This window comes from Cerasicoccus maritimus (assembly GCA_031296935.1).
Lineage (GTDB): Bacteria > Verrucomicrobiota > Verrucomicrobiia > Opitutales > Cerasicoccaceae > Cerasicoccus > Cerasicoccus maritimus.
Genome location: JAVDPD010000036.1, coordinates 15,133 through 41,296 on the forward strand (window position 1 = coordinate 15,133; position 26,164 = coordinate 41,296).

Sequence of the window (26,164 nt, forward strand, 5' to 3'; positions counted from 1 at the left end):
AGGCAAAGTCGAAGCATCAGGGATTAATAATGTGCGGCGTATGGGTATTCACCAAGCTCACGGCGGCGCTGGTAATAAAGGCGCGGATCGCTAGATCCGTCAGCTCTTCCAACTCGGCAGTTGGGCGCTCGGCGACGTACACAATGTCCTTGGGCTCCAAGCGAAAATCTTTCGTCTTTCCTTGTAAGATGTCGGCAACATCGACTTCGAACACCTGTGGATCAGTCAAGCTACCGCGCACCACGATTACCCGGCCCATCCAGGCTTTGGGCGCATAGCCCAGTCGGCGCGTCAAGGCAGTGACTACGGTGGCGTTGGGCGTGAAGCTCTGCACGCCGGGCTGCCCTACCGCGCCGAACACATAGTATTCATTGGTCACATTGCTGGCGATGTAGATGTAATCGTTGGGCTCAATGCCGATATTCTGCTGCATATCGCCTTCGAGGAATAGTTTTTGAAAATTCACCTCCAAGCGCTGATTCCCACGAACTACAAACGAACGCTCCATGTCCGCCAGCTCAATGGTGTTATGCTCGAAAAGACCGACCTCAACACCTCCTGCGCGCGCCACTGCTTCCACCAAAGTAAGTGGACGATCAAGCGTGAACACTCCACGCTTCATGACTTTACCCATGATTGAATAGCGTTTGCTACCCACCTCTTCCGGTGTAATGATCACACGCGGATTACGAAAGTTGTTCGCGAGTTTTTTTTCAAATGCCAAACGGGCTTCATCAATCGTCAGGCCATTCACGTCGACATTAGTCGCTTGCAAGTAGCTAACCGTGCCATCCGGCGCAATGCGAATGCCGGGTCGATCCAGCTCAGGACGGCCATAAAAGGCAAAATTAATCACATCGCCTGGCCCCAGCTCATAACGCACGCGCCATGAAGTCTCGTCCACGTCATCACTGGCGCCATTGCCGCTAATTTGCGCCAACGCAAATAGCGGGAAAGCCAGGATGCCGACAATCGAGAGCAAACGCATCATGAGGGATTAGGAGCAGATTTCTTGCGCAAGAGGGAACCAAGCAGCAAGCCTACGGACTCGCATCCAGCTGCAATGGGATTCGGCGCCGGGTCGCGCACCAAAATTAATCCATCAGGCTGCTGAAGCGTATTGGCGTAGAGCTTCAGGCCCTTTTTCAAGCCGCCCAGCGGACAATCTTGATCCACGAGACAAAGCCAATGTCCGACCTGATCCAAGATCGGAAGGATAGCCGGATACGGATCACCGTGAAGTCGAAGCATCACTGGACCATTCATTAAATGCTCCTTCGCCCAGGCGCGCCAATCCTCCAGATTTCGCCAATGCTGTAATTGTCCTGGAGCGGTGCCGAGGTCTCCCTGCTGCTGGCTAAGATCGAGCACTTTTAACGGAGTTTCGTCAGCGTCGGCCATTTCAAACAGCGTTTTCCAAAATGGCAGTTCTGCGTTCGATCCCGCATGCGTGGTCACGATAACCAAGTAGCCATCCCTCTGGAGACGAATTAAATCTGTCAGCCAAAACGCATTGAGGTGTCCGCGCCAAGTATCTGGCTTCGTCGCCGGTAAATCCAGCACCGGCAAAGCCTTGGCGGCAATGGCATAAGCCAATGGAAATTTTGGGCTGGGGCGACGAAGCTCCAGCAACAAACTAAGGAAGACCCCGAGAAAAGCGCCGCCAGCAAAACCAGCGGCACCTAGGAGCATAGCCTTCTGTCGCTTAACCGCCATGTGTACATCACCAAGCGATGGCTTTTGAAAAATCTCCCAATAGCCCGGGGCATTTTCCGCAAAGATCCTTGCCTCCTGCAAACGACTGTTGAGCAGCTCATATGCTTTGCGAAGTTGATCTCGCTGCTGGAGCAGCTCACTGTATCTCAAAATCTGTCGCGGCAAATGCTGTAATTTCGCACGCTGCTCTTCCAGCAGTCGTTTGTATTCCGTAGTACGCTGCTCCAACTGAAGCCGCTGGTTGCGCGCTTGCACGATTTCCAAGTAGAGCTGATTGCCTAGCGGAGTGCCAGTGTAACGACGCAGATCATCTCCTGGCGTTTCCGCTTCTTCCTTCAGCTTCTCCTCCAGGTATTGAATCTCGTAGAGCTTTTCTTTCACCAGCGGATTAGAGTCAGTGTAACGCCCGCGCAACTTGGAAAGCTGCTCCTGTGAGGACTTCAGCTGGTCTGAAATTGGACTCAAGGCCTGCAACTCCTGCGTCAAAGATTTCAGTTGCTCGGTTTTGGCTGAGAGCAAAATTCGCGCGTCTTCCAACGACAGCTCCAGCCCTGCCAGTGCGCGCAAGGACGCCTCCAATTGCTTGTCTCCATCCAGGTAATCATTGTCTGTGGAAAAATTGAGCAGTCGCTGGTTCACGCTTTCGAGATCCTGCGCCAGTTCATTACTCTCCTCCTCCAGTAATTCGCGCATGGCCAAAGATTCTCTGCGCTGTAATCCAATCGTATAATGGAGAATTTCATCCGCCCACAGTTCGACAGTTTCAATTGCGGCTTCTCCACTCTCGGAACTATGCACCGTAATGTAGAAAAAATCCGTTCCTTCGAGCTGCTCAATCTCCACCATTCCCTTGAGTTCGTCTGGGTCGATACCCAGTGAAGTCGCAGTTTTGTAAATGGATTCGTTAGCCAATAAAGTGGAACGTAGGCTGCGGTCGTTCAGCTGGCGCGGGCGAAACGCATCACCCTGCTCTCCCGCTTTGATGACTGATGGCACCGGTTTTTTTATCAATTGGAGTGAAACTGAATATTCCTGCGCGTTCCAAATTGAGCCAATAAAAAAACCACCAACTGCGAGCACCAGCGCCAACCCAATTGGCCAATAGATGCGGGTGATCAGCGCGTAGACCCATCGCAGCGGATCAAAGCCCAGAGGGAACTGGAAACCAGCATCCACCGCGCCGGACTTCTCCGCACTAGGCCCAGCAACTGGCTTCTGATCCCTGGGGATTTCACTCATATCAGATCAATTAAGGTGTATTCCTATCGCTGTATTCGTTCAAGGCAATTCTTGCAGCAAGGCTTCCACAAATCGATCCTCAAATTGTTGAAGTGTATGGTTTTCCAAAACGGTTTGACGCTGTCGGGCCACCTGATCTTCAGGCTGGTTAATGGCCGCCTGCAACGCGCGAACAAGGCCGGATTCATCGCCTTGAGCAAAGCGCCAGGGAGTCGGCAAAAAATCATGCATACCGTCGTTGTCCGATCCCACAATTGGGATGCCACACGCGGCGGCTTCTAACATCACCAACGGGAAACCTTCAAAGCGAGAGGGAATGATCAAGCAATCCAAGGTCGGATACAGCATCTCGGGCCGTTGCTCCCAGGCACGCAAGCTAATGCGATCCCTTAATCCAACTTCTGCAATGATGTCCTTCAGCCGCTCGTAGTCCGGGCCATCACCCACCACCAATAAATGCGCCTGCGCCAACTCCTCTGACCAGCGACTCATGGCGCGAATCAAAAAATCCTGCTGCTTTTGGTTAAACTCCACCCGTCCACATACGCCAAACAGTAGCCCTTCCGGCAAGCCTTGCTCCCTTCTCAACGCGGTGCCATCGCGCGGAACAAAGCGCATGGTGTCGATGCCGTTTTCGACGATGTGAATGGGAGCTGTGGCGCCTCGCATGCGTAGCATATCTGCAATGCATTGGCTAATCGTCATCCAACAATCTGGTGTGCGAAACAAGTATCCGGTGGTCCGGTCGCGTAAGGCTCCCAGCTTCGCGCCCATCTGCTGCATCGTGTGTGCAACCGGTATGTAGCTCATCACGCGGCACCCAGCCTTGCGCGCCGCCAACAAAGCTAATGAGCTATCTTCAATCTCACCTTGAAGGCACACTACTAAGTCGGGCTTCAAGGCGTTGAACAAGCGAACCAAATCATCAAGCGATTTGCCGCTCACATGATTGCGAAGCGCCTGGAATTTCTTTGTGACTGTCGGAGAATGATGCACCGTCAGCTTTCCGCCTTCCTGCTGAATGACATCCGTGTGCGCCAGAAGGCGTTCGTTTTGGGGATTGAGCACAAACGTTGTTCGAAACTTCGAGCAGCGATTAGCCGCAGCGACTCCGCGCATGGCCATAAACTGATGGCCGCCAAAGTCTGGATTGTCGTCGTAAAACAAGACGTGTTTCATGCTTCACCCTCCGGTTTAAACGCGAAATTAAACTCAGGCCGCGGTCCACGCTTGAGCACCCAGTCATACACTTGGCGAATCTGCTGCGCTTTCGCAGGCCAAGTGAAATTCGCACGCGCAAATTTGAATGCGCGTTCGCCGGCCGCTTGGACACTCGCAGGATCATTGGCTAATTTTTCCAACTGCTGCGCGAAGCCCGCGCGTAGAGTATCCATGGAGTCAAAAGGCACACGCCAACCACAATCATCGGGCAGCAGTTCAGTTGGCCCAGCGTAATCTGCAATGACCGGCGCCAGCCCAAGCGCCATCGCTTCAAGCACCACGCCACCGCCAAACTCACGCACACTAGGAAAGGCAAAGACATCGGACTGCCGAAGCCGTGCATGCAATTGCTCATGTGCAATCCATCCAGGCAGTTGGACGACTTCCTCCACATGATGCTCAGCAACCATTGCCCGCAAGCGTCCCATCTCGGCGCCATCTCCGATGATGTCCAACTGCGCGCAGCCAGACTTCAACAACGGCAACGCCGCCTCAAGCAAAGTCACCGCCCCTTTGTAAGGCACCAGACGCCCAACAAATGCGAGCCGCAGTTTCTTGCTCGGATCACGCTGCACAGAGTCCAATGGGAAGCGATCCGGGTCGATCGCATTTTCCGGCAAATAGATTGCTTTTGCGTGTCGCTCGCTGGTGCTTACCACCTCTCGGTAGGTGTGCCCCGAAGCCAGAAGCAAAGCGGATGCTCGATCCCGCGTTCCTTGCAATCCAGGTGTATATTTATAGAGCCCACGCACATAGCTGAGCCATTCTTTTTCCTGCCGACGAATCGCATCAAACCCCGCCGGCCAAGGAACTCCACCATTCATTGGGCCAATCACCAATGGCACGCCGATGGCCTTCAGCCGCTTAGCTATGGGACTCGCAGTTGTCGGGCTCAGCGGAGTCACGCGATGCACAAGATCGAACTCACCGCCCTTGAGCCGAGGCTCTAACTGACGCCACAACTTTCGCTCAAACACCGGATAAGCGACATTATAAAAAGCGGAATAAATGGTCCAACCGAGCGACTCGCCGCCGCGCAGAAACTTTGCGACTTTAAACGCCATGCCCTGCATACGGCGGTTGTCTACCGGTAAGAGTCGCTCGGGTGGAAAACCTGCTTCTAAAATGGAATCCTTGTTGCGCAGCTCAGTCGCCAATTCCAAATCCACCACGTCCAGCAACGCGTGCGTCAGTGAATAGCCGATCAACGCAACACTGGTCAGCCGCGGATTGGCGGCTTCCGCAATGACAAGCACGCGGGGCTGTTTTAATTCAGGCATTCGTTTTTCCTATCCAAACAAAATAATTTTCATGGAGCGTTTTTTCGAGAAAAATCCGCGTCCTCGTGAGGCAAATTCAAGAAGCGCGGACGTCGCCTTTGGGGGGCATGTGGTTGCTGACCGCCGACGGATACACTCGGCTCAGCCCGGCGTTTTCCATCCCAGGTCGCTGGCTGATAGCCCTGTCGACGCCATAGCTCAATGCGCATAAGAATGCCGACCATCAGCATCCAGGTCGTCAGGTTCTTGGTCTGCGTTAGCACGCGTTCGAGATTACTGTGTAAATAGGTAATCGCAAATGCGGCGCCTATTCCCAGACATAGAAAGCCCAACATCGACTTGCGGTAGTGCCACACCCCGCGCACACACCAATAGATCGTCGTCAATTCAAATAATATAAATGCGCCAATAGCCAAGTATCCGGTCTCCGCTAAGATCAGCCAGTAGTGGCTTTCCGTCAATGGATTGGCGTAGTAATGCTCAGCCACAATGGTATGCCCGCGATTGGCGTTCCAAGCTTCCAGGAGTTTGCTGTATTTTTCGCCTTGGGGACGACTGTTGGCCACGCCAAAGCTATTCCAACCAATCCCCACAAACGAATCTTCGAGCATGGCTTTGGACTGTTGATTCAAAATCCAACGCAGGTCATTTTCCGGCCCCGTATCTTCCGACGATTCAAAGCGATTGACCAGGGTATCCATTGCCAGCAACAACACGATCCCCCCTGCCGATCCCATTAGCAAAAGCACGCCCATTCGCTTTGGCGTAATGCCCCGTAAGAAGCTCGCGCCAAGCAAGCAAATGGAGCCCATCCCGATCGCCGCCAAAGACGCACGCGACACTGAAAAAACAATGCTTAACCCAGCCGCGCCAAAGCCAATAAAAAGCCACAACGAACTGCGAAACTTGATATCTTTCGCCAGCGAAACCGCCAGCAACGGCAAGGACACGAAGTAACACCACATCGCCATTGGGTTCTGATGTTCGAACCATGCTGGAATCTGGTAGCGCCCCTCCAAATAGCGCATTTTGATACAAACAAGCACATTAATCACCAAAGCGCCCGCAAAAGCATACAGCATCCATAACACATCTTCCTCATCCTCCAGCGTGAGGCAAACTCCCATCGCAATGAGGATTACCATTGCAAACTTAAAGGCCGCCATCAGTCCGTAAAGCGGCTCGAAGGCCGTCAGTAAAGATAAACAACCCGCTGCAATGTAGAGCAGGTAAACCAATACGCCGGGTAACCGAAAAACCGGTTTTTTCCCTCTGGCAACCGCTGCAATGATCAAGCCCATTCCGACCATCCACAGCATATTAAACTCGAAGCCTTTCGTGTGCCCGCGATACCAGTCAATCGAGTAAAGCATGAGGGTAAAATTGCCCGGTGGGCGCACCATTAACAACGCCATGACCATCAAAATCAGTCGACGCCACCACTTCCCTTGATTCGCCAGATAGGCAACTACAAGTGGAATAAAACTCATCCCAGCGAGGATAACCGCCACTTTAATCAGCAGCTTGACTACCTCCATGGATCCAGCCCCTCGAAAACTTTGCGCGTCCGCTCATCACTAAGCGGTTGGTCAGCTAGTGATTGCACGACAATCAGTATTGGTTCATCTCCTCCCGCACCGAATGACAGACGACGCCAAGTGGCCTTCGTCCAATACTTCATGGGCGATACAAACCAACCATCGGGCGTGCTAAACCAATACAGTGCGTAGCGCTGTTCGCCATCCCGCTCCAAAGTCAGCGCCTGCATGTCGCCGTTTGTGCTGGGCAGGGTCTGCTCACTCACAATACGCCACCCCGCGCCTACGAAGCAGTAGCGAGGATCATGAACTGCATGCCGGTTACGCGTGCCGTCAATTGCTGAAAATAAAAATGGCGCTCCACCTCGGGGCAACACGATCTTTTTAATCGCAGAGGCCTCCCCGAGTAACTCACGTTCCTGGTCCGTCAAGGGCGTTTCCTGTGACTTAAAAAGCGGACCGTTGGAAGGGATACTGAGCAATTGCTGGACAGCATCCCGCTGCGGCGCAAACTCGACAATAAGCGTCATCAAGAGCGTCAGCCCACAGACAGCCCAAAGCAGCCTGGCTTGCCACGGCTTCAAGCGCGAACTCCTTTCCACCACGGCAAAGACAAGCCCATACAGGCAATTAACACGACACAGCGTAGCGGCCAGCCGTTGCCCGGAATATCCTTGGCCAGCCATCCCATGGCGGGCAACCAAGCCAGCATACCCGCAAGCCAAATCCATTTCACAAAATTCGCCGGAGCCTGTCCACCAATCGCCAGCCCCAAGGCAAAGTGCCGCGCGATATTTAACGAGCCAACCACCCCGACTAAACACGCGACTAACGCGAATGCCAGCAATAGAAAATCCGGACGCCACGCCCCCAGTCGCAAAAATTTTACCACTACGTAGAGCAAAGGTAGCAGCCACAACAGAAACAACACCCCTGCCCCGCGCGCATAGACATCGGCCACCCAAATTGCAGGAAGATTAGAAGCCATCCATAAACAAAGCGCCAATACTGCCAGACTCGGCCCCCATTGATTCACCATATTCGCTTCGGGCTTCTTCATGCCAAAGGCCTTTCATTGACCAGTGGCTGAATCAAACGCGCCAAGCCAACACAGGTAGCAAACATAATTCCCAGCACCAGGAGCGCTCCCCACGTGTGGAAAAAACCACTGGCAAACTGGCTGCCCCAAGTTAGTGCGACAGCAGTTATTACACAGATGCGAATCGTATTGGCCAGCCATGCCAGCGGAAATAGTAACACGATAAACAGCCAAAAGCGTACTTGCCCGCCCAGAAAGACCAAGCCAACCGCGGCGCCAGTCAATAAAAGAACCGGCAGTAAATTCATCCCGGCGCAAGCTGGCTCGATTGCCACGGGTAGCCCTTGCACATCCAGTAAGGTGCCTTCTCGCCTAATGGAAAACCCAAGCCCGGTAAAAAGAGACTCCGCAGCCCACGCCCCACTAAGGCGAAAGTGCCACCCCAGCGACGAGAGATCCGTTGCTATCCACGGAAATGAAAAAAAAGAAAGCATCGACCACGCTTTCAAATCCATAGGTCCTTCCCAACTCGTCTGCACCCATAGAAAAAGGAGCAACGTCCAACCAGACGCTGCTAGCAATAGTATCTCACTTAGCAGGCCTAAGGCAAAGAGCAGCACTCCACACACGACCAACACCGATGCAGGAGCTTTAGCATCCAAGCGAAGACGCCAAGGACGGCCCAACCAAAACGCCAGCAGTAGACCAATCAATAACGGCCAGCTGTTATCCACTGCTAAACGCTGCACCATGGGCCGACTCCAGATAACTAGCCAGAGACCAACTAATGCAGCGCCAGTAAAAATAACCTGAGCCTTCATGGCTGCGCCTCCGCCACCGCAATTGCATTGAGGTTTTGATAAAACGCAGGCTCATCTGGGTTTTCCAGAATCAATGCCTCAGTCAATGAGCGCGCACGCTCCCAATCCTGATCCTGATAAGCCAGACGAGACAAAAATAACTTCGCGTCCATCGACTCCGCCACAATTGATTCATAAATTTCGCGCGCACGATCCAGATTCCCCTTCGCTAGCGCAAGTCGCGCATTCATCTCCGCGCCGACAACAGTCTTCGCCCATTCAGGGTTTATCAGGACAATTTCTTGAACCGCAGCCCACTGGCTATCGGTCGCAAAATGCACCGCTAGTAATGTCGCAGCTCGCTGTCCAATTGCATCGGGCTCCTGAACAAGTTCCTCCCAGATTCCTACTGCCTCATCTGGTTTTCCGGACAGCCAAAGCAAATCCGCACGGAGCAGTTCATTGGTCGGCGTCTCGCTTCCCACATTCAATCGTTCCAACGCTGAGTCAACTGACTGGATCTGACGTCGAGCCTGCGCTTGCCCATAAACATACCAGTCGGGTTCCCCTGCCGCAACTCGATCAAAGGCGACTGCTGCCGCCAGCCAACCTTCCGCCAAAAAGCAAGCTGACCACACAGCATTCCCCGTAATGAATTCCATCGTGGGCGACTCTGCGTTACCACCCACCTCGGAAAGCTGCTGATAAAATTGGTGCGTCTCTGCACTACCAAGCATTGGTAAAACAGTAACCGGCTCACCACTACGCATTAAGAGCAGCGCACTCATGGCCTGCTTTAATTTAGGCGCCCACGTGCGCCGGGCAAATGGATCAGTCCGCAATAAAATCAGGGCCTGCGTCTCATTGCCGTCTAGCAAAGTCTGGAGCAAGCGCAGCCAGAATGTTTCTTGGCGCTGCTCAAGTATTCGGCTCGCATAAGGCAGCTCAGCAAAATCTTCTTTGTCCCACCATTGGTCATCTGGCAAGCTCGACAGGTAGTGAGTGTATTCTACGAATGGCCCCTCTAACGGTGGGGGGGGAACCGCCGGGCCAACTCCTGCCAAACGTCGCCAAAACCAAGCCTTGATCCAAAATTCCGGCACCGCTGTCTTGTCATAGCCCTGATTCCAGGTTTCGACTGCCAAGGCATATTGCTCACGCCGACGGTAAAACTCCGCCAGTTGATCCCAAAAGAGCGGAGAGTCTGGCGCCAACAACAATGCACGGGCATAATCCGCACGCGCCGCCTGCCACTGCCCAAGGCTTTCCAGAATCTGCCCCCGAAACGCCAGGGCATCAGGATGGTCAGGAGCGCTTCGTACGGCTGCGTCGACCTGCCTCAACACCTCACGAGGGTTATCTGTTGACAGCATTGACAAGCGCAACAGGCGATTCGATTCATCTTTCCCCCTGAGCTGGCGTTCAGATAATAGATCACGCGCTTCCGCAATTTTACCGGCGACGATCAATGCATCCGCTTCCAAAAACAACCATGCAGCATCCTGGTCGGCCTCCCCCTGCCAACGCTCAAGAATGGAGGCATAGGCTCGATCATCACGTTCATGCATTGCGGCGCGCGCAAGCAGGAGCGCCTCATTTTCCGATTCATTGGCACCTAATTGACCACTGCGCAGTTGACGCACGGTATAGGCATCACTGTTAGCAATCGCGTGCTCCAACTGAGCTGTGTCAATCTTTGCCAGCCAATCATCACGCTGCGCATCATCCGGCAAGTGCTCGGCAAGTAAACGAACTCGGGAGTAATCCTGCGCATTCCATGCTTTTGACAGGTTGGCCTCAGTTTGTTCCTGAAGCTGATTCAGCGTGTGTGAACGCCAAATCCATAAACCAACAATCAGGGCAGCGATGAAAGTAGTTAGCAGAGCAACGCGTATGACCAATTTGGGCATATCGTCACACTAGATAATCTACGACCCGAAATCAACTATGACTTTAATAAATTTAAACAATCAAAAGTCATCAATCCTTGACCCTACATTTTACACCCTACTTCTGCATAAGCCAAATCTGGGTCTCGGCGACGTGCCAGATACAGTACGCCTGCGGTAAATAACCCCATGATCAGCCATGTGGAAGGCTCTGGGTTCGCCAGATAAGCCACATTGGCGGCGCCGATATCCACTGCAAACAGGAGGTCGTTATAATCCTTGTCCCCACCACCATAAAGGTCTTCAAAACCAATCAACAGATAAGGGCTGCCATCCTGCGCCAAGCTGACTGTATGGACCAGCCCGTCGACGTTCACAGAAGTATCAGTAGACCAAACCAGCGAACCGCCATAGGCCCCATTTGCGATGAGGAAGAAATCTAATTGCGTGCCCGCTTCGAGCACACCCAAATCCACGAAGTCACCAGGCATCAACGGAGCCGATTTCGAACGCCAAGTGGTGGTGTCGCCATAAGTGTAATAGCTATTGACGCTGGATGCGTCCGGGAAAATCAGCATGGGTTCGCCGGAATCAACCGAACCACCCTCGGTATTGAAACCAAGCGTATTATGGTAGCCTGCCCCTTCACCCAGAAAATAAATGCGCACCGAAGCATCGTTATGTAAATAGAGCTTCGACGGGTCTAAACTGATCGTAGAAAGATTGGACACCGATTGGGACTCGCTGAGGTTCGCATCGATGAAGCTAAGCATATCGGGTAAGACATCAGCTTGAAACTGAGCGGAGTCTGCATCCGAGCCGGCCTGCATAACTGGCGATACAATATCCAGATTATAGGGGCGCACATTTGACTGCACCGAGAGCTCAGTTTGTGCTGAAAGTTGAGCTGTAATTCCGAAGAAGAGGAGTGAGGATGAGATATGGATAATTTTCATGATAAGAGTTAGTTAATATTACTTAACGACTATAAAGTCATTTCCTTAATTAATTTTCGGGAAAACCAGAGCCAAGGAACTCCTGCAACCGCCCCTCGCCACCCTAAAGACCACAAACTTCCGTCATCAGGAAATGGCGCAAACAGCTGTAGAAAGATCACCACAGCAGCAAAAGCACCTAAAGGCCAAACACTTCCGTTGCCATGAAAAGCCAGAAAATTCCCGAGCCTCAATTCTACGGAACGCAATGCAATCGGCAGGATGAAAAACCAACCAATCAACGCAGTTGGAATGAGCGTTCCCAGCGCAACGCCAAGAATTCCCAACGGAAAAACCAAGGCCAAGCTGACAGTGACATTCAAGACTGCATCAATTATTGATAGACGTAGCAGCGATTTTTCATGTCCACACATCATCAAGATTCGCTTCGTGCAGCTATTGGTTAATTGCGAACTATAGATGGCCAGCAACAATGCCTGCCCCACCCAATATGCCTCCACGGGGACCTTCTCCAAGCCCGTTAACAGGCGTATCAACCCATCTAGGTAAACCGCTGATAGCACATAAGCAGGCGTAACGCAGACAAAGGTTAGCCGCGAGCTCCGCAAGAGCAATTCGCGTAAACCAGCATCATCGCCACTAGCCTTGAGCTGGGCTGCGGCGGGTGACAATGCCGCCTGCAATTGAACGCTGAAAAGGTTAAGCATTTCGCCCATTTTAAAACCAGCCTGGTAGATTGCTACAGATGCTACGCCTACCGTTAAGCTGATCACAAGCTGGTCACTTTTGGCCATGATCAAGTTGCTAAACGTGATCAGGTAAGCGGCAATGGAGAAACTCATTTGCGCCTTCACGGAACGCCACTCAAACAACCGTGGCGCGAGCGAAAGCTTATTGATCAATTTGAAAGCAAAGAACGCCGCGAAGATATTGGGAATCAGGCTAGAAATAACGCTAATCGCCATGAGCGCCGGGAAAGGCCAATTCAGCGCCAATGCCGTGACGATCACCGAAAAGTGGAGAATCGTATTGCCGACGCCTACCCAGTTCGCGAGGTCAATACGCTGCAAGCCGCGCAAGACCTCCGGGAACAAGCCCAGCGGAAAAGTCAGCGCCATGCCAATGAAGAATATAATGTACGCGCGACTGAAGGCGCTCCAGTCATCCGGCGACACAGACACTGCTTCCATGAAGTAAGGCCTGAGAAGCAGAAAGGTCACCACCAGCCCAATGGCAAGCCCCACGAAGGTCCAAAATATTGTCGCAAGTAGACGGTTTAAACCTTCGTAGTCACCCTGCGCCATCTTTTCGGCCACTGCTTTTTGTGCCGTAAATCCAAAACCAAAATCAAGTAAAACACCGTAGCCAAACAGAGACCAAAGCAACGACCAAAAGCCGAATGCTTCTTCGCTTAACCCGCTGAACAATTGGCGAAAGAGGATCAGGCCTAGGATCAACCTCAGGACCACTTGCACATAGCTACTGCCGGTGTTGGCCCAGAAGCGTCGTTTCCACTCAGGCTTACCCTCTCCGTCAGCCATCAGCAACCTCCCGGTAAACCGCTTCACAGCGCTCGGCAACGTTGTCCCAGCGGTATTGCGCAGCCCACTCGATGCCCTGCTTGACACGTAGCGCCCGTTCTTCAGGCGACAAGCCCCCCAGCAGCGTTAGCGCCTCAAAAATCGAATCGACTGACATCGGGTCAAATCGTATTGCGGCCGGCCCGTTGATCTCTCGCAGACTTGTTGCATCTGAAGCAACGACCAGCGTTCCACAAGCCTGCGCCTCGATCACCGGGAAGCCGAACCCCTCCATCAGCGAAGGGAATGCCAGAGCCTCTGCGGCGCTATACCAAAGCGGCAACTCATCATCGTCTACAAAACCAACCATGCGAATTGACTCACGATGTGCGGACCGCTCGCAGGCCTCATCAATTACTTCCTTACCATGCCAAGGCGCCCCGCCCAAGACCAGCTCCCAATCACTGCCGCCCGCTTCAAGAAAACGTCCAAAAGCCTCTATGAGGCGTACATGATTTTTCGCAGGATGCTCAAAGCGCGCAATGTATATGAGGTATGGTTTCGCCAGTTGATGCTTTTTCCGAAACTGCTCCAGCTGCATTGCAGGCGGCGGTTGAAAACAGCTGTGGTCAATGCCGTTCGGAATCACGCGCAAGTTCTCTTCATTCACTCGCAGGTAGCGCTGAATATCCTCGCCCGCAGTGGCGCTAACTGCAATGACTCGGTCCATTCTACGTGCAATCCACGGAACAATTTTGCGCCCAAAGAAACCGCGTAGTGCATCGTATTTGTCCGCGAGAATAAACGGCGCGCAATCATGAATCGTCGCCACTTGCGCAGTTGGGCAGCTCATCATCATCCGGCGATAGCTCGGGATGTGCACTACATCATAGCCCCCCCGCTTCACCAAGCCCGGCAGCATCGCTTGGTGCCACAACAGATTTTTTGCGCCACCTCGCGCGCTTTCCGGAATGCTCACCCATTGCGCCGCAGTGATCTTGGGAAAATGCTCCCGATCGGAATCCAAGCCAGCGATGTGCAGGTCGATGCCCCGATCAAGCAAGGCATCCGCCAATGCGATCACATAGCGCCCCACACCTGAGCGCCCACCTTGAATCATTCCTGCTGAAAGCAATACTTTAATGGCCTGCCTTCCGTTCATGATGCTCCGGCAAAAAAGACTCCATGCAAAGCAGACTGACAACGCGCCGGACCGGCGGTGAGGGATCAACGAGCTCGACTGCGCCACCCCGCTCAAGCAGTTGACGACGCACAACCAGCAACGAAGTGATGCCACTGCTGTCAATAAAGGTAACCTGCGAGCAATCCAGCAACAGTCGTTTTACTTGAGGATTCGCCTTTATCAGCGTTTGCAATTTGCTGGTCAATAGATGCGCGTTGGATTTGTCATACCACTTGTCCAGCTGAAACCGTATCGTGTCCGCCCCAGTCTGAGACATTTCCGACTCGGTCAACCAAGCGCTGAACGCCTGTTCGTCATCCAGAAATTTGAACAAAGAATCGAGCCGTACAGCCTTCAGTGTGCGCATAACCGTATCCGAAGGCTTCAGCAGTCCCAGCGCTTGCTTGGCCTCCCGCGCATTACGCGCCATCCCCGCCAAGGCCCCCATTCCAGCGCTATCCATGAAGTCTATGCCGCTCAAATCCAACAACACAGGCTTCTCCCAATTCTCCGGCATGGCCAAAGTCTCCAGTGTCGCACGCTCCACGCTACCACTCCAAACAAGCTTCAAGAAATTCGCCGGTTCAGACTCGATTGACTGGCCTGTGGACACCTGCTCGACCGTGCGTCGACGTTGTGTTAGCAACTGCTTTAGCGTGACCCAACCAAGAAATAGAAAATCACGAGCGTAGCGCCCCAGCAAACGCTTCGGGTTGGTGCCCATTCGCCAAAGCCACTCCATGCCCGTACGTTGCATCCAGATTGGCGCGCGAACTTGCTTGCCCGATACAAAGTCCAGCGAAGCGCCAATGCCAATGCTTAGCGACGCCCCAGTTCGCTGGTGAAAGAGGTAAATCCAATCTTCCTGCTTGGGACAGCCCAAGGCAACGAGCAGTAAGTCCGTTTTTGCGTCACGAATGCGTTGAATGACGCCATCGTTGTCCCAATCCTGTATTTTGCCCATGGGCGGCGATTCATAGCCGGCAATCGTTAGCTCCGGCATTTTATCGCTAAGAATCTGCACCACTTCGCCCAGTGTCTTTTCATCGCTACCGAAGAAGTAAACACGCTTCTTCTTTTCCGAGCAGATCTGGAGTAATCTCGGCGTCAAGTCCGAGCCTGCTACGCGCTCACGCAGCGGATGCCCCAAGACCTTGGAAATCCAGATCAACGGCATGCCATCACAGACAACGCGTTTCGCGAAAAAAAGTATTTTGCGCAGATTTTCATTTTCATATGCCTGCGCCGCAAAATCCACATTTGCCGTCACGAAATATACCTGCTGCGTAGAATCCAAGGCAAATCGACACTCGTCTAAAGCCTCCTCCATCGTCAGATCATGGAAGGGCAACCCGAGGAGCACAGCAATCGGTGGCTCGGCCGGATCAAGTGATTTTGGGGGACTCATGAGACAGGCATCAATGTGTTGAGTTTCTGCGTTAACCGCTGCCCCAAAGCAGCCCATGTATATTCACTGAGCACCTTAGAGCGACCAGCCTTCGAGAGCGATTCACGCAAATTGAAATCGTTAGCCAAACGCTCGCAGGCCGTAGCAAATGCCTCAGCCGTATCGGCCAGCAATAAGTGTTTTTCGTGCTCCAAGTCCAAGCCCTGAGCACCAAGCGTCGTGGATACCACCGGATTGCGCATGGATAGCCCCTCCACTATTTTTAGCCTTGTACCACCGCCGATTCGCAAAGGCACGATCTGCATCCACGCCTGCTGGTAATAGGGCCGAACATCGGGCACCTCACCGATAAAATTGACCCCAAACCGCTCCGCAAAGCCCTTCACTTCGGGCGTTGGATTTTTACCGACAAGCATCAACTGGTATTCCGGCAGCTTCGCCAAAATCGCATCGTGGATCGCCTCAAAATACCAGCGCATGGCGTCGATATTTGGTGTGTAATCCAGCGCGCCGCAAAACAACGCGCTCGGCTGCTCCGTCGGCTTGGGCAACCAATCATCAGCATTAAAAAAGTCAGTATTCGCCCCGTTCGGTAAAACGAATACTTTGCCTGGTCGCTTCAAGCGCTCATCGAGAAAATCTTTATCCTCCAAACCACACACGACCTCTAACTTCAGTTGCTCAATCACTTGACGCTCAGCACGCGCAATTTTGTACAAATTCTCACGCCGCATAAAGCGCCCCCATGCCGAGTCATTCAATGTCACCAGCTCCTCTTTTTGGAAAAGCCAATCCACCCGGCTTCGATCCATCACGAGACATTCATGGCCAACGAAATGCTTTTCAACGTACGGCCACAAAACGATATCGACCCAGAAAACGCAGTCGTAGGCGCGCCCCAAAATAAACTCCTCCAATTCTTCATCGACCGAGTCAGACCACCAATGCCGAATGGTTGTTGGCGTCTGATTCCAAACTCGGTCCGTCCAAAAAGATGGCCAGGGAGGATGCTTAAATTGACTGAACTTTACTCGATCGCAAAATCCCTCAAAACGACTTTGATGCTGGAAGTCTTCAGCTTCGGACGACAGACAAAACAGATCAACGTCATACGCCCGCGCCAGTTGCTCAGTCAGGTGGTAAACTCGCTGGAAGGTGCCCCGTCGAATAGGAAATGGCACATAAGGCAATATAACCAGCATTCGTTGCATGACACTAACTGTAATAGCTCCACCAAGTTTCGTAAATAGCTGATATCGCTTTTAAATCAGTTTTTTCAATCGGGATAAATTTGCGGACCAATTTCATGTCTGGAGACGACGAATTCAACAGTGTCAACGCGCGCATCAAAGCTCCCCGAGGGTAGTCTGCTACAGGACGCAACGCTGAACCCCGCTTCAAGCGATCACGCAAAGCCAACAGTAAACAGCGCAACCTTCCCTCATGACTAAACAACCTACCACTCCATACGGCGTAAGCTGTAACATCTCGAAATTCACAACCCACACGCTGACTTTCTACACTTAAAAACGCCTTGATCCACAATCGGCGAAGGCGCTCATTTTCCACGTTTAAATCCATATCTTGCGGCGGATTACATGGACGTTGCTTAAACGCCACGCCCGCCGCGTGTAGCTCCCGCATTTCCTCCGATGCCAGAGGGGGATCCAATTGCGCAAAACGCGCTCCACGGACTTCACAGAAGGCGTCATGCTGTCCAGCCATGCAAAGCAATGCGTCACCCAAGGCAAGCGATAGCTTCATGTGTTGCCTGTAAATAAACCCACGCGCATCGACATCATCCAGCTGACACCGCGCAAAAAACAAACCGGAACCGCGATTCCAAAGCAGGCGTGTTGCTTCGATGGGTTCAATTAATTCCGGGGACATCTTCGATGCCCATTCGGCGAGGTAATCCTCAGGCCCCATGACCACAAAATGCCCCATCACCAAATCGAAAAACATCATCGATTGTTCGGCACCTTGTAGCTTCTCTGGCCTCAGGCAAGTCACCTCGACATCGATCCCCAGCGCAAGGCTCTCGACCCGTTCCAATTCTCTCACACTACTGAGCAGCTCGGGATCTTCCGGCTGAGTCGTAAAGAGGAAATAGTCCAAGTCATTATAGAGCGCAGGTTCACTTCCGCCTAAGTAGACACCGCCTTCCCCACGGCCATAGCCACCTCCGAGGATAAGCGATTCGATCTTCCCTTCAGGCAATGCCGCAAAGTGCTCGCGCGTACGCACGAGATGATCGTCCATCCTTTTCAACAGGTCAGGATAGCTCCCGTTGAAGAAACGGTTCATGGAGTTCAAGGTTCGAGGGCGAAAACAGAATTTAAGCGAAGCAGCTCAAGAACACTCAATACTTCTGGCTGAAGATTCCTCAAAGCCAATGGGCGAACCTCCGGCTTCAGCGAGTTATTCAAATGCAACAATGCGCCAAGACCAGAGCTATCAATGAACTCTAGCTTAACACAGTCAACAAGCACTTTTCCAGACTCAGGCAAACGCATTGAGCTCAGTGCTTGCTTAAACTCTGCTGCATTCGCTGCCTCAAGGTGGGTGGACTCGAGAGTGATTACCAGGACCTCATCTTGGTTAGATATTTCGAACATAGACGTAATAATGAGAAAGGGGTGGAATCTATTAATAAATCACCATTCTTTCCTTGGCATTGCAAGTCTAGATATATTAAATACTCTCAGTTATACGCATTATGGCCGACAACGAACTCAACCCCGCATTTAACGACTTCTGGGCTAGTAAAGAAGGCCAACTGGAAATCGTTAAGTGGCGACGTAAAATGCGGCGTAAGATTTTCTTTTGGCGTGCCACCGTTACACTAAGTGAAACAGGTAAACGCGTGTTGGATATCATAGGCTCCAGTGTAGCGCTTATTTGCTTCTCGCCGATCTTTGCCATTACCGCACTACTCATTAAACTAGAAGACCGAGGGCCAATCGTATTTTCTCAAACGCGTGTTGGCGAATCTGGCCGGGCTTTTCAGTGCCTGAAATTTCGCTCAATGGTGGTCAATGCTGACCAGATTAAAGCGGATCTTTCCGAACAAAATCAGCATGAGGCTGGCGTTACCTTTAAAATGAAAGACGACCCGCGCATCACGAAGGTTGGCAAATACATTCGGAAGCTATCCATCGACGAATTTCCTCAGTTCTATAATGTATTGCGCGGCGATATGTCGCTCGTCGGTCCACGTCCACCTGTGCCCAGAGAAGTTGCCGAATACAAGGCCTTTCATCTGCGACGACTCATGGTCAAGCCTGGGATTACCTGCCTTTGGCAAATCGGTGGCCGGGCAGATATCGACTTCGAAGGCCAAGTCCGGCTGGACCTCCAATACATCGCTGCGCAAAGCCTCAGTCAGGACATTCTAATTCTACTCAAAACGGTACCCGCAGTCCTTCTCGGCAAAGGTGCCTATTAACCTATGAACGCTTCCCTACCAGCAACTGAGATACTCACACTTGTGTGCCCAGATTGGCGGCAGCAGGAGTTTCAACTACGGCTTGCAGATCCGTTCGTACTCTGGCCTATCGGAGACCAGCCACTGCTGTACCACTGGTTTGACCACGCCTTGGATCAAGGCTATAAACATGTGCGCATTTTAGCGAGCGACCGAGCCAATCGCGTACGCGAAGCAGTTCAACAAGCAACCTTGTGGCCGATTTCCATCGAAGTCGTCACAACCTCGCAGCCAGACAGCCATGCCGGAGCGTTAATGCATGGCCTCCCCGAACAAAACGCGCTCCTCACGCCCAAAGACGAGTGGGAGCTGCTCGGCTACTGGATACATCTGGACAAGACCTGGCTCGCCGCATCGCAAAGCAAGGCCCTGGACATCAACTTATCAGTCGGCCGACTTTGCCGCATTCATCCCAGTGTCAAACTCATCCCGCCCTATTTAATTGGAGACCATGTTGCAATTGGTCCCGGTGCAACCATCGGGCCCAACGCGGTTCTTGGCAATGGCTCCATGATCGCCGAGAGCACCATTGTGCGCAGTGCCCGAGTCATGCCCCATAGTTTCCTCGGCGCTCACTTAACGCTGGAAAATTCGATACTGCTGGGTGGCGTGTTGTATAATCATAAAAACAAAGCGCGAATCGAACGCATCGACTCATTCATTGCAGACTCGACCCAACACGCCTCCAGCCAGAAGACACCATGCCGGGAAAGAATCAAAGCCTTCGGCTGGTGGCTGCGTTTCCGCACCAAACTTCTGTTTGGACTCCCCAACCATTCCCCACAAATCACTTTAAGTGACCATCGCTACCCCGGTATTTCCGAAACGCCACTGTGGGCAGCCCGCTTGCCTCGCCTCTGGGAAGCAGCCTGCGGGCGCATGCGACTCTTTGGTCCCCTGCCACGTTCCGATGAGCAGCTCGAAGCACTGCCCATCGAATGGCAATCAATCCTCCGTGAGGCCACCCCGGGCGCATTTGCTTACAGCGATTGCCTGGGCTGCCACCACACAGAAGATCCTGCCGAGGCGTTACATGCCGTCTATCAAATTACCCACCCGGAGCAAACGACCTCCCAGTGCGAATACTTTATCCAGCAACTAACCCATCACCAAGGATCCGCATGAAAGGCATGGTATTCACCGAACTACTAGACATGGTCGAAGACAAATTCGGCATTGATATGGTCGACTCTATTTTGGATGAGGCCGATCTACCAGTTTCCCATGGCGCATACACCGCTGTTGGCACTTACCCCCATGAGGAAATTGTCTCCATTGTCATGCAGTTGAGTAAGCAGTCGTCACTACCGCCAGAGGAGTTGCTTAAAATTTTTGGCGAACACCTCTTTACGCGCTTTCATCAACTGTATCCTCAATTTTTCGAAGATTCTAAATGCGCCTTCGATTTCCTCCAAAACATCGATCAGTACATTCACGTGGAAGTGCGCAAACTCTATCCCGACGCCGAACTGCCAGACTTCGATTGCAGGCAAATCGGAAATGAGATGATCATGACCTACACCTCCAGTCGTCACATGGAGCCGTTTGCCGAAGGCCTCATCCGCGGTTGCCTGAAACACTATCAAGAAACGGCCCAAATTTGCTGCGAATCCAACGGAGAAAATTCATCGATCTTCACCATATCGCTCCAATAACCCCTGACTAAATGATCGACGAGATTGACAAGTGGATAAAACGCTATGAGCGGGAACGCGCTGCCCGCAAGGAAGCTGAGCGTTTATTAGAGGGCAAGGCTCTTAGCTTGTTCGAAAAAAACCAACAACTCGAAGAATTAAGCGCCAAACTTGCAAAAACAGTTGAGCGTCGCAACGAGGAACTACGCTACTCCAATTCAAAACTACGTGAAGAAGAGCAACGTCTCGCTTCACTCGCGCAAACATTTCCAGGTGTTATTTTCCAATGGTTTGAGCGTAGCAATGGTGAACGTGGCTTCTATTACTTGAGTCAGCGCTGTGAAGAGATATTTGGATTCACCGCAGAAGCTGCGATTAAAAACTGGAATGCAGTCCAAATCCATCCAGATGATGTTTCCAGCTGGCGAGAATCCATCGAACATTCACTGTCAGACATGAGTGACTGGCGCTTTGTAGGCCGCCTCATCACCCCCTCCGGAAACATCAGGTGGTGGCAAGGTGACAGCAAGCCACAGCGCATTTCTCCCCATGAAGTCGTGTTTAACGGCGTCATGTTGGACATCACTCAACAGAAAAAATCGGAAGCACAAATCCGTCGCCTTTCAATGGTCGCCAGTAAGACAATTAATGGCGTCGTGATCACCGATGAAAGCGGGCGCGTTCTCTGGATCAATGAGGCCTTTGAGCGCATCACCGGCTACAGCCTCAAAGAGATGGTAGGTCGCAAACCCGGAGACTTACTCCAAGGACCACACACCAACGAGAACACCGTAAATAACATTGGCCTGAAACTTAAAAACAAGGAACCGTTAACCGCTGAGCTCCTCAATTATCATAAGGACGGCAGCACCTACTGGCTGCGACTGGATATCAACCCTCTATTCGATGATAAAGGCGAGCTGACGAATTTCATCGGTATCGAAACAGACATCACTGCACAAAAGGAAAACGAAACTGCACTGAAGCTCGCCTCCGAACATGCCCGAGAAGCAGCCGAGGAAGCCAACCGAGCCAACCAGGCAAAAAGTCGTTTTCTGGCAAGCATGAGCCACGAAATTCGCACACCGCTCAACGGGGTGCTAGGCTACACTCAAGTCCTCGGAATGCGTAATGACTTACCCTCAGACGCCGCCGAAATGATCAGCTCAATCGGTCGTAGTGGAGAGCATCTACTGCACTTGATTAATGACATCCTCGATCTATCCAAAATCGAAGCCGGGAAATACAGCGTCCATAACTCCGACTTAATGCTGCAAGAATTGCTTCGAGACCTCGAGGAAATGTTCCGCCCCAACGCATCTCTAAAAGGACTTGAATTCGAAGTCATGACATGGAACTACGATCAAGACTGCCCACTTGCCAATACCTTCTATTTTCACTCCGATGAACGCGCGCTCCGTCAAGTGCTGCTAAACTTAGTGGGCAACGCCGTTAAGTTCACTCGACAAGGCAAAGTTTCACTCAAAGGCGGGCTCGATGGTGGAGCCATACGTTTTTCAGTTGAAGATACAGGAAGCGGGATTCCACCGGAAGATCATGCGCGTATCTTTGAATCCTTTGAACAGTCCTATAGCGGTTCTCAAAAAGTGGAAGGCACTGGGCTGGGTTTGCCCATTTGCCGAAAGTTGGTGGAACTTATGGAAGGTAGTATTTATTTGGATTCCACTCCCGGCCTCGGTTCGTCATTCTGGTTTGAGATCCCCTACATGGTGCCTACTGAAACCCACTCTGAGTATGTTCCGGCACCACAGCACCAACGCTACCAATACAGCGGTGAGCGCATCGATGTGCTCGTGGTCGATGACGATGAAAATAGCCGTCGCGTGACTAAGGAACTCTTACTCGCAGCAGGCTTCCGTGTCACCACCGCTTCCAGCGGAAAAGAGGGCCTGGAAATGCTGGAGCGCAATATTCCAGACCTCATCGCCAGTGATCTACTGATGCCCCACATGGACGGCTTTGAAATGTGCAATCGCATAAAATGCACTCCCGCTCTACAGTCGATTCCTGTCGTCGCAGTTTCCGCCAGTGTCATGCAAAACAAAGAAAATGAAGCGCGCCTTAAACCATTTGCCGCCTTTGTCGCCAAGCCAGTCAAAGCGGAAGACCTCTACCAAAAAGTCGGCGATGTGCTGAAGATTAAATGGGAAACACGCGAGGAAGCAATCAAAGCTTCCACTCCAGAAGCCGCCCTCCCTGACGAAACGCTACTCCCTGAACGCCATGTCCTCGAAAGCCTACTCCTACTCGCCGAAGAAGGAGACATGTTGGAGCTACAAAATCAACTGCAACAGCGACGCGAGGAAGATGAGCAATCAGCAAATTTCTACGCCCGTCTGGAGGATCTCGCAGCAAAATTCCAAAGTCAGGCTTTGGAAGACATCCTCAACGATTCACTCGCCCAATTGCCTCAAAGCTAAGATGGACTCAAACTCACCAGCAACACTCCTTGTCGTGGATGATAACCCGACTAATTTAGCGGTGGTTTGCGCGCACTTAACCAAATGCGGTTACCGCATGCTGACTGCGGAAAACGCCAAGAGCGCCCTTAGGCGCCTAGAAAGAATACAGCCCGACTTAATGCTCCTCGACGTAATGATGCCGGATATGGATGGTTTCCAGCTCGCGGCGCAAATTCGTGAGCGCGAAGACTATCACGGCCAGCCCATGATCTTCATGACGGCATTGGACGACATGGAAAGCAAGCTCAAGGGTTTTGCTGCTGGCGGCGTGGATTACATAACCAAGCCGATTCAACACGAAGAACTTCTCGTCCGCATTAAAACACATTTGGAAGTCCACCAGCTTCGCCAAGAACTGAGCCTGGAAAACCAACGAAAAGACGAGTTGATTCAAGAGCTTGAAGCATACGATATGACCGTGGCTCACGATTTAAAAAACCCTATCGGAGGCATTGCTAGCGCCGCAGAGACTTTTGACCTGATGGATGACCTCACCGACACTGAGGCACGCGAAATCGTCGAAATGATTAAACTCGGGGCGAATCAATGCCAACATATTATCAACGGCCTGCTCTCCTTTGCGCGGCTGCGCAAAGGCCACGCCACACTGCAAGTCGTAGACATGGAAAAGCTCGCCCGACAAAGCATCGATGCCCTCAAAACGATGATCCAGGAAGTCAACGCTTCGATCACAATTGAAGGCGCTTTGCCACTGGCCTACGGCTATGCACCCTGGCTAACCGAAGTCTGGGCAAACTTAATTAGCAATGCCATTAAATACGGTGGCTGCCCACCAAAAATCGTCATCACTGGCTCCATCATGGGACAGAAAGTCTGCTATAAAGTCTGTGACAACGGCACGGGGCTCCCAGCTGACCAGGACTCCATGTTTAAACCCTTTGCCCGCAACGCCAGTGCCTATATCGAAGGCACTGGCCTGGGGCTTTCCATCGTCGAGCGTATCCTTCGCCGCTTGGACGGTGCCATCATCGCAGAGAATAACCCTGAAGGCGGCGCCAACCTAACCTTTTATCTTCCCTCCGCTAATCATGCCCAATAAGGCGACATCAAAGGACGATTCCGTAACGCTACAGCGCACAAGGCTAGCGGCGGTGCTGGAGCATGTTCCCCAAGTGCGCGATGCCTTTACTAATTTCTTGATTGAGCAAGATATTCCTCAAGCTGAAATTAGCGGCTGGAAACTAACCTTCACAGAACTTGCCAACAACGCAATTGTCCACGGCGCTCGATCTAATCCAGAGGCCGAAATCATCATCGATTGGTGGGGGGCGGAAAACTCCGTTCATCTTAGCATACAAGACCCCGGCATCGGCCCGGAGAAACCCGTAAACCTGGAAAACGCTTTGCCTGAGGACCTCATGCAGGAGCACGGGCGCGGACGCTTCCTCGTATTGTCCTTTGTCGATTCTCTACAGGAATGGCAGGGGCGCCACAATGGCTACCGGGTTGAAGTTTCCAAACAATGCCCTGGCAGTGTGTTCCTCGATCCGCCGTCGGAAGAAATGGAATCCATTCTCTCAGAATTATCCGCTAGCTACGAAGGTTTGGCTGCCTTTTACCAGTTAAGCGAATCGCTGGTTAAGTCTAATTCACTAAGTTGCTTTCTATCGCAAAGTTTGCCGAACGTACGTGACAGCATCGACCTCGATTATCTCTGTCTTATTCTCGATTCGAATGTCCCCGAATTTGTGACCAAGGAGCTTGGCGGCATCAAGAATGTCATCCTCGGCAAAGCCGTTACCTCGGAGATGACTGAGCTACTGACCTTAAAGACCGAGCAAATCTGGGAAGACCATGCCCAACGCAGGGTGCTGGAAGTCGATTTCGCCCCGTTCAGTCATTTCAGTTCCGGCTGCCTGCTACCCATCACTGCGGAGTCCAAGTTCCTAGGCATCCTTGCGGCCGGACGCATGAGTGGCGCCAAGCGAATCGCTTCATCACAAGTCAATAATCTCCGCACCTTCGCTGATATTTTTGGCATCTCAATCGCCAATTATATTTCCACCACTATTCGACGTGAAGCCGAGAAAGACCTGCGCGAGTTTGAAATCGCAGCAGAGATTCAGCAGCACCTGTTACCTGTTCGCCAACCGTCGATTCCACTCCAACGTGAAGTCCGCATCTTTCAGCGCGTAGCACAAAACGTTGCTGGCGACTTTGCCGAATACTGCCAGGACCGCTTGGGCAATCACTATGTAACCATCATCGATGTAATGGGCAAGGGAGTCTCTGCGGCGCTCCTCGGCATCATCTACCGTGCAGCGTTCAATCTCCTGTTAGACGATCCCAAACCGCTCCCGGTCATGCTGCAACGCATCGGCCGTATTCTTACGCAAATGCTCGGTGAACTGACCATGTTCATTACCGTAACCATTTTGCGTTGGAACGACGAAACCAATGTCATCGAGCAGGTCAACGCCGGGCACTGCCCAACGATCAAGCTCGCCGCCAGTGGCGAAATTACTGAATATGAGCCCTCGGGCCCTCCCATCGGCTTAATGGAGAGCTTCACCTACCACTGCGACGTCATTGTCATGGAACCGGGTGACCGACTGGCGCTGGTATCCGATGGTTGCTATGAATGGCGTTGCCCCGATGATATGTTTGGCTGGGAAAGGCTCGTAGAAATGATCCGTGATGGCAACTACTCCAACGGCGCGATCATGTGGCACGCGCTGTGTAAATTAATGGACGAAAAGTGCCCTAGCGAAACGCCATCAGACGACATAACCCTGGTATTTATCAAATGA

General features: G+C 52.2%; 22 protein-coding genes. 6 read left to right on the top strand and 16 right to left on the bottom strand.

The genetic code is table 11. From position 1 onward, the window contains the following. Positions 1-16 precede the first annotated feature (16 nt). The 16 genes from RBB62_RS18295 to RBB62_RS18370 form a co-directional block, all read right to left on the bottom strand. Positions 17-991 carry a polysaccharide biosynthesis/export family protein gene (locus RBB62_RS18295; RefSeq protein WP_309400690.1) on the bottom strand — a complete coding sequence of 325 codons (975 nt, stop codon included), beginning with the start codon at positions 989-991 and terminating at the stop codon, positions 17-19. Continuing rightward, positions 988-2,955 (bottom strand): GumC domain-containing protein, encoded by a 1,968-nt coding sequence (locus RBB62_RS18300; RefSeq protein ID WP_309400692.1) that lies wholly within the window; start codon positions 2,953-2,955, stop codon positions 988-990. The genes RBB62_RS18295 and RBB62_RS18300 overlap by 4 nt, the downstream gene beginning before the upstream one ends. 39 nt (positions 2,956-2,994) lie before the next feature. Continuing rightward, complete coding sequence (locus RBB62_RS18305; protein WP_309400693.1) at positions 2,995-4,134, bottom strand: glycosyltransferase; 1,140 nt, start codon at positions 4,132-4,134, stop codon at positions 2,995-2,997. Further along, positions 4,131-5,456: a glycosyltransferase family 4 protein gene (locus tag RBB62_RS18310; RefSeq protein WP_309400694.1), complete on the bottom strand. Its 1,326-nt coding sequence runs from the start codon at positions 5,454-5,456 to the stop codon at positions 4,131-4,133. The genes RBB62_RS18305 and RBB62_RS18310 overlap by 4 nt, the downstream gene beginning before the upstream one ends. Before the next feature lie 29 nt (positions 5,457-5,485). After that, on the bottom strand, positions 5,486-6,994 hold the full coding sequence (locus tag RBB62_RS18315) for a hypothetical protein (protein WP_309400696.1): 1,509 nt from the start codon (positions 6,992-6,994) through the stop codon (positions 5,486-5,488). Further along, positions 6,985-7,524, bottom strand: a complete 540-nt coding sequence (locus tag RBB62_RS18320; protein ID WP_309400698.1) for an exosortase-associated EpsI family protein — start codon at positions 7,522-7,524, stop codon at positions 6,985-6,987. Before RBB62_RS18320 ends, RBB62_RS18315 begins: the two co-directional genes overlap by 10 nt. A gap of 50 nt (positions 7,525-7,574) precedes the next feature. Beyond that, positions 7,575-8,054 (bottom strand): hypothetical protein, encoded by a 480-nt coding sequence (locus RBB62_RS18325; RefSeq protein ID WP_309400699.1) that lies wholly within the window; start codon positions 8,052-8,054, stop codon positions 7,575-7,577. Then, positions 8,051-8,854, bottom strand: a complete 804-nt coding sequence (locus RBB62_RS18330; RefSeq protein ID WP_309400700.1) for an archaeosortase/exosortase family protein — start codon at positions 8,852-8,854, stop codon at positions 8,051-8,053. The genes RBB62_RS18325 and RBB62_RS18330 overlap by 4 nt, the downstream gene beginning before the upstream one ends. Beyond that, positions 8,851-10,743: a tetratricopeptide repeat protein gene (locus tag RBB62_RS18335; RefSeq protein ID WP_309400701.1), complete on the bottom strand. Its 1,893-nt coding sequence runs from the start codon at positions 10,741-10,743 to the stop codon at positions 8,851-8,853. The genes RBB62_RS18330 and RBB62_RS18335 overlap by 4 nt, the downstream gene beginning before the upstream one ends. An 83-nt stretch (positions 10,744-10,826) precedes the next feature. Then, positions 10,827-11,678, bottom strand: a complete 852-nt coding sequence (locus RBB62_RS18340; protein ID WP_309400702.1) for a DUF4114 domain-containing protein — start codon at positions 11,676-11,678, stop codon at positions 10,827-10,829. Positions 11,679-11,707: 29 nt separating this feature from the next. Then, on the bottom strand, positions 11,708-13,219 hold the full coding sequence (locus tag RBB62_RS18345; protein ID WP_309400703.1) for an oligosaccharide flippase family protein: 1,512 nt from the start codon (positions 13,217-13,219) through the stop codon (positions 11,708-11,710). Next, positions 13,212-14,429, bottom strand: a complete 1,218-nt coding sequence (locus RBB62_RS18350; protein WP_309400704.1) for a glycosyltransferase family 4 protein — start codon at positions 14,427-14,429, stop codon at positions 13,212-13,214. Before RBB62_RS18350 ends, RBB62_RS18345 begins: the two co-directional genes overlap by 8 nt. Next, positions 14,338-15,789, bottom strand: a complete 1,452-nt coding sequence (locus RBB62_RS18355; protein WP_309400705.1) for a WecB/TagA/CpsF family glycosyltransferase — start codon at positions 15,787-15,789, stop codon at positions 14,338-14,340. The genes RBB62_RS18350 and RBB62_RS18355 overlap by 92 nt, the downstream gene beginning before the upstream one ends. Continuing rightward, positions 15,786-17,000, bottom strand: coding sequence for a glycosyltransferase family 4 protein (locus tag RBB62_RS18360; protein ID WP_309400707.1), 1,215 nt, complete (start codon positions 16,998-17,000; stop codon positions 15,786-15,788). The genes RBB62_RS18355 and RBB62_RS18360 overlap by 4 nt, the downstream gene beginning before the upstream one ends. A gap of 4 nt (positions 17,001-17,004) precedes the next feature. Further along, on the bottom strand, positions 17,005-18,096 hold the full coding sequence (locus tag RBB62_RS18365; RefSeq protein WP_309400708.1) for a hypothetical protein: 1,092 nt from the start codon (positions 18,094-18,096) through the stop codon (positions 17,005-17,007). Positions 18,097-18,101: 5 nt separating this feature from the next. Then, entirely contained in the window at positions 18,102-18,407 is a 306-nt protein-coding gene (locus tag RBB62_RS18370) for an STAS domain-containing protein (RefSeq protein ID WP_309400709.1), read from the bottom strand. Positions 18,408-18,508: 101 nt separating this feature from the next. Here RBB62_RS18370 and RBB62_RS18375 point away from each other — a divergent pair, with 101 nt between their 5' ends. The 6 genes from RBB62_RS18375 to RBB62_RS18400 are packed head-to-tail and all read left to right on the top strand — an operon-like array spanning position 18,509 to position 26,164. Further along, a complete protein-coding gene (locus RBB62_RS18375; RefSeq protein WP_309400710.1) occupies positions 18,509-19,237 on the top strand; it encodes a sugar transferase in 729 nt (242 codons plus the stop codon). Positions 19,238-19,240: 3 nt separating this feature from the next. After that, positions 19,241-20,401, top strand: coding sequence for a nucleotidyltransferase family protein (locus RBB62_RS18380; protein WP_309400711.1), 1,161 nt, complete (start codon positions 19,241-19,243; stop codon positions 20,399-20,401). Next, a complete protein-coding gene (locus RBB62_RS18385; protein ID WP_309400712.1) occupies positions 20,398-20,931 on the top strand; it encodes a heme NO-binding domain-containing protein in 534 nt (177 codons plus the stop codon). Before RBB62_RS18380 ends, RBB62_RS18385 begins: the two co-directional genes overlap by 4 nt. An 11-nt stretch (positions 20,932-20,942) precedes the next feature. Next, positions 20,943-23,351, top strand: a complete 2,409-nt coding sequence (locus tag RBB62_RS18390; RefSeq protein ID WP_309400713.1) for an ATP-binding protein — start codon at positions 20,943-20,945, stop codon at positions 23,349-23,351. A 1-nt stretch (position 23,352) separates the two neighbouring features. Then, positions 23,353-24,453, top strand: a complete 1,101-nt coding sequence (locus RBB62_RS18395) for a sensor histidine kinase (protein ID WP_309400714.1) — start codon at positions 23,353-23,355, stop codon at positions 24,451-24,453. Continuing rightward, entirely contained in the window at positions 24,443-26,164 is a 1,722-nt protein-coding gene (locus RBB62_RS18400; RefSeq protein ID WP_309400716.1) for a SpoIIE family protein phosphatase, read from the top strand. The genes RBB62_RS18395 and RBB62_RS18400 overlap by 11 nt, the downstream gene beginning before the upstream one ends.

What these genes read in the sequence shown, in the direction of transcription:
- RBB62_RS18295 (WP_309400690.1), bottom strand. Translation starts at nt 991, where the DNA reads ATGATGCGTTTGCTCTCGATTGTCGGCATCCTGGCTTTCCCGCTATTT.
- RBB62_RS18300 (WP_309400692.1), bottom strand. Translation starts at nt 2,955, where the DNA reads ATGAGTGAAATCCCCAGGGATCAGAAGCCAGTTGCTGGGCCTAGTGCG.
- RBB62_RS18305 (WP_309400693.1), bottom strand. Translation starts at nt 4,134, where the DNA reads ATGAAACACGTCTTGTTTTACGACGACAATCCAGACTTTGGCGGCCAT.
- RBB62_RS18310 (WP_309400694.1), bottom strand. Translation starts at nt 5,456, where the DNA reads ATGCCTGAATTAAAACAGCCCCGCGTGCTTGTCATTGCGGAAGCCGCC.
- RBB62_RS18315 (WP_309400696.1), bottom strand. Translation starts at nt 6,994, where the DNA reads ATGGAGGTAGTCAAGCTGCTGATTAAAGTGGCGGTTATCCTCGCTGGG.
- RBB62_RS18320 (WP_309400698.1), bottom strand. Translation starts at nt 7,524, where the DNA reads ATGACGCTTATTGTCGAGTTTGCGCCGCAGCGGGATGCTGTCCAGCAA.
- RBB62_RS18325 (WP_309400699.1), bottom strand. Translation starts at nt 8,054, where the DNA reads ATGAAGAAGCCCGAAGCGAATATGGTGAATCAATGGGGGCCGAGTCTG.
- RBB62_RS18330 (WP_309400700.1), bottom strand. Translation starts at nt 8,854, where the DNA reads ATGAAGGCTCAGGTTATTTTTACTGGCGCTGCATTAGTTGGTCTCTGG.
- RBB62_RS18335 (WP_309400701.1), bottom strand. Translation starts at nt 10,743, where the DNA reads ATGCCCAAATTGGTCATACGCGTTGCTCTGCTAACTACTTTCATCGCT.
- RBB62_RS18340 (WP_309400702.1), bottom strand. Translation starts at nt 11,678, where the DNA reads ATGAAAATTATCCATATCTCATCCTCACTCCTCTTCTTCGGAATTACA.
- RBB62_RS18345 (WP_309400703.1), bottom strand. Translation starts at nt 13,219, where the DNA reads ATGGCTGACGGAGAGGGTAAGCCTGAGTGGAAACGACGCTTCTGGGCC.
- RBB62_RS18355 (WP_309400705.1), bottom strand. Translation starts at nt 15,789, where the DNA reads ATGAGTCCCCCAAAATCACTTGATCCGGCCGAGCCACCGATTGCTGTG.
- RBB62_RS18360 (WP_309400707.1), bottom strand. Translation starts at nt 17,000, where the DNA reads ATGCAACGAATGCTGGTTATATTGCCTTATGTGCCATTTCCTATTCGA.
- RBB62_RS18365 (WP_309400708.1), bottom strand. Translation starts at nt 18,096, where the DNA reads ATGAACCGTTTCTTCAACGGGAGCTATCCTGACCTGTTGAAAAGGATG.
- RBB62_RS18370 (WP_309400709.1), bottom strand. Translation starts at nt 18,407, where the DNA reads ATGTTCGAAATATCTAACCAAGATGAGGTCCTGGTAATCACTCTCGAG.
- RBB62_RS18375 (WP_309400710.1), top strand. Translation starts at nt 18,509, where the DNA reads ATGGCCGACAACGAACTCAACCCCGCATTTAACGACTTCTGGGCTAGT.
- RBB62_RS18380 (WP_309400711.1), top strand. Translation starts at nt 19,241, where the DNA reads ATGAACGCTTCCCTACCAGCAACTGAGATACTCACACTTGTGTGCCCA.
- RBB62_RS18385 (WP_309400712.1), top strand. Translation starts at nt 20,398, where the DNA reads ATGAAAGGCATGGTATTCACCGAACTACTAGACATGGTCGAAGACAAA.
- RBB62_RS18390 (WP_309400713.1), top strand. Translation starts at nt 20,943, where the DNA reads ATGATCGACGAGATTGACAAGTGGATAAAACGCTATGAGCGGGAACGC.
- RBB62_RS18395 (WP_309400714.1), top strand. Translation starts at nt 23,353, where the DNA reads ATGGACTCAAACTCACCAGCAACACTCCTTGTCGTGGATGATAACCCG.
- RBB62_RS18400 (WP_309400716.1), top strand. Translation starts at nt 24,443, where the DNA reads ATGCCCAATAAGGCGACATCAAAGGACGATTCCGTAACGCTACAGCGC.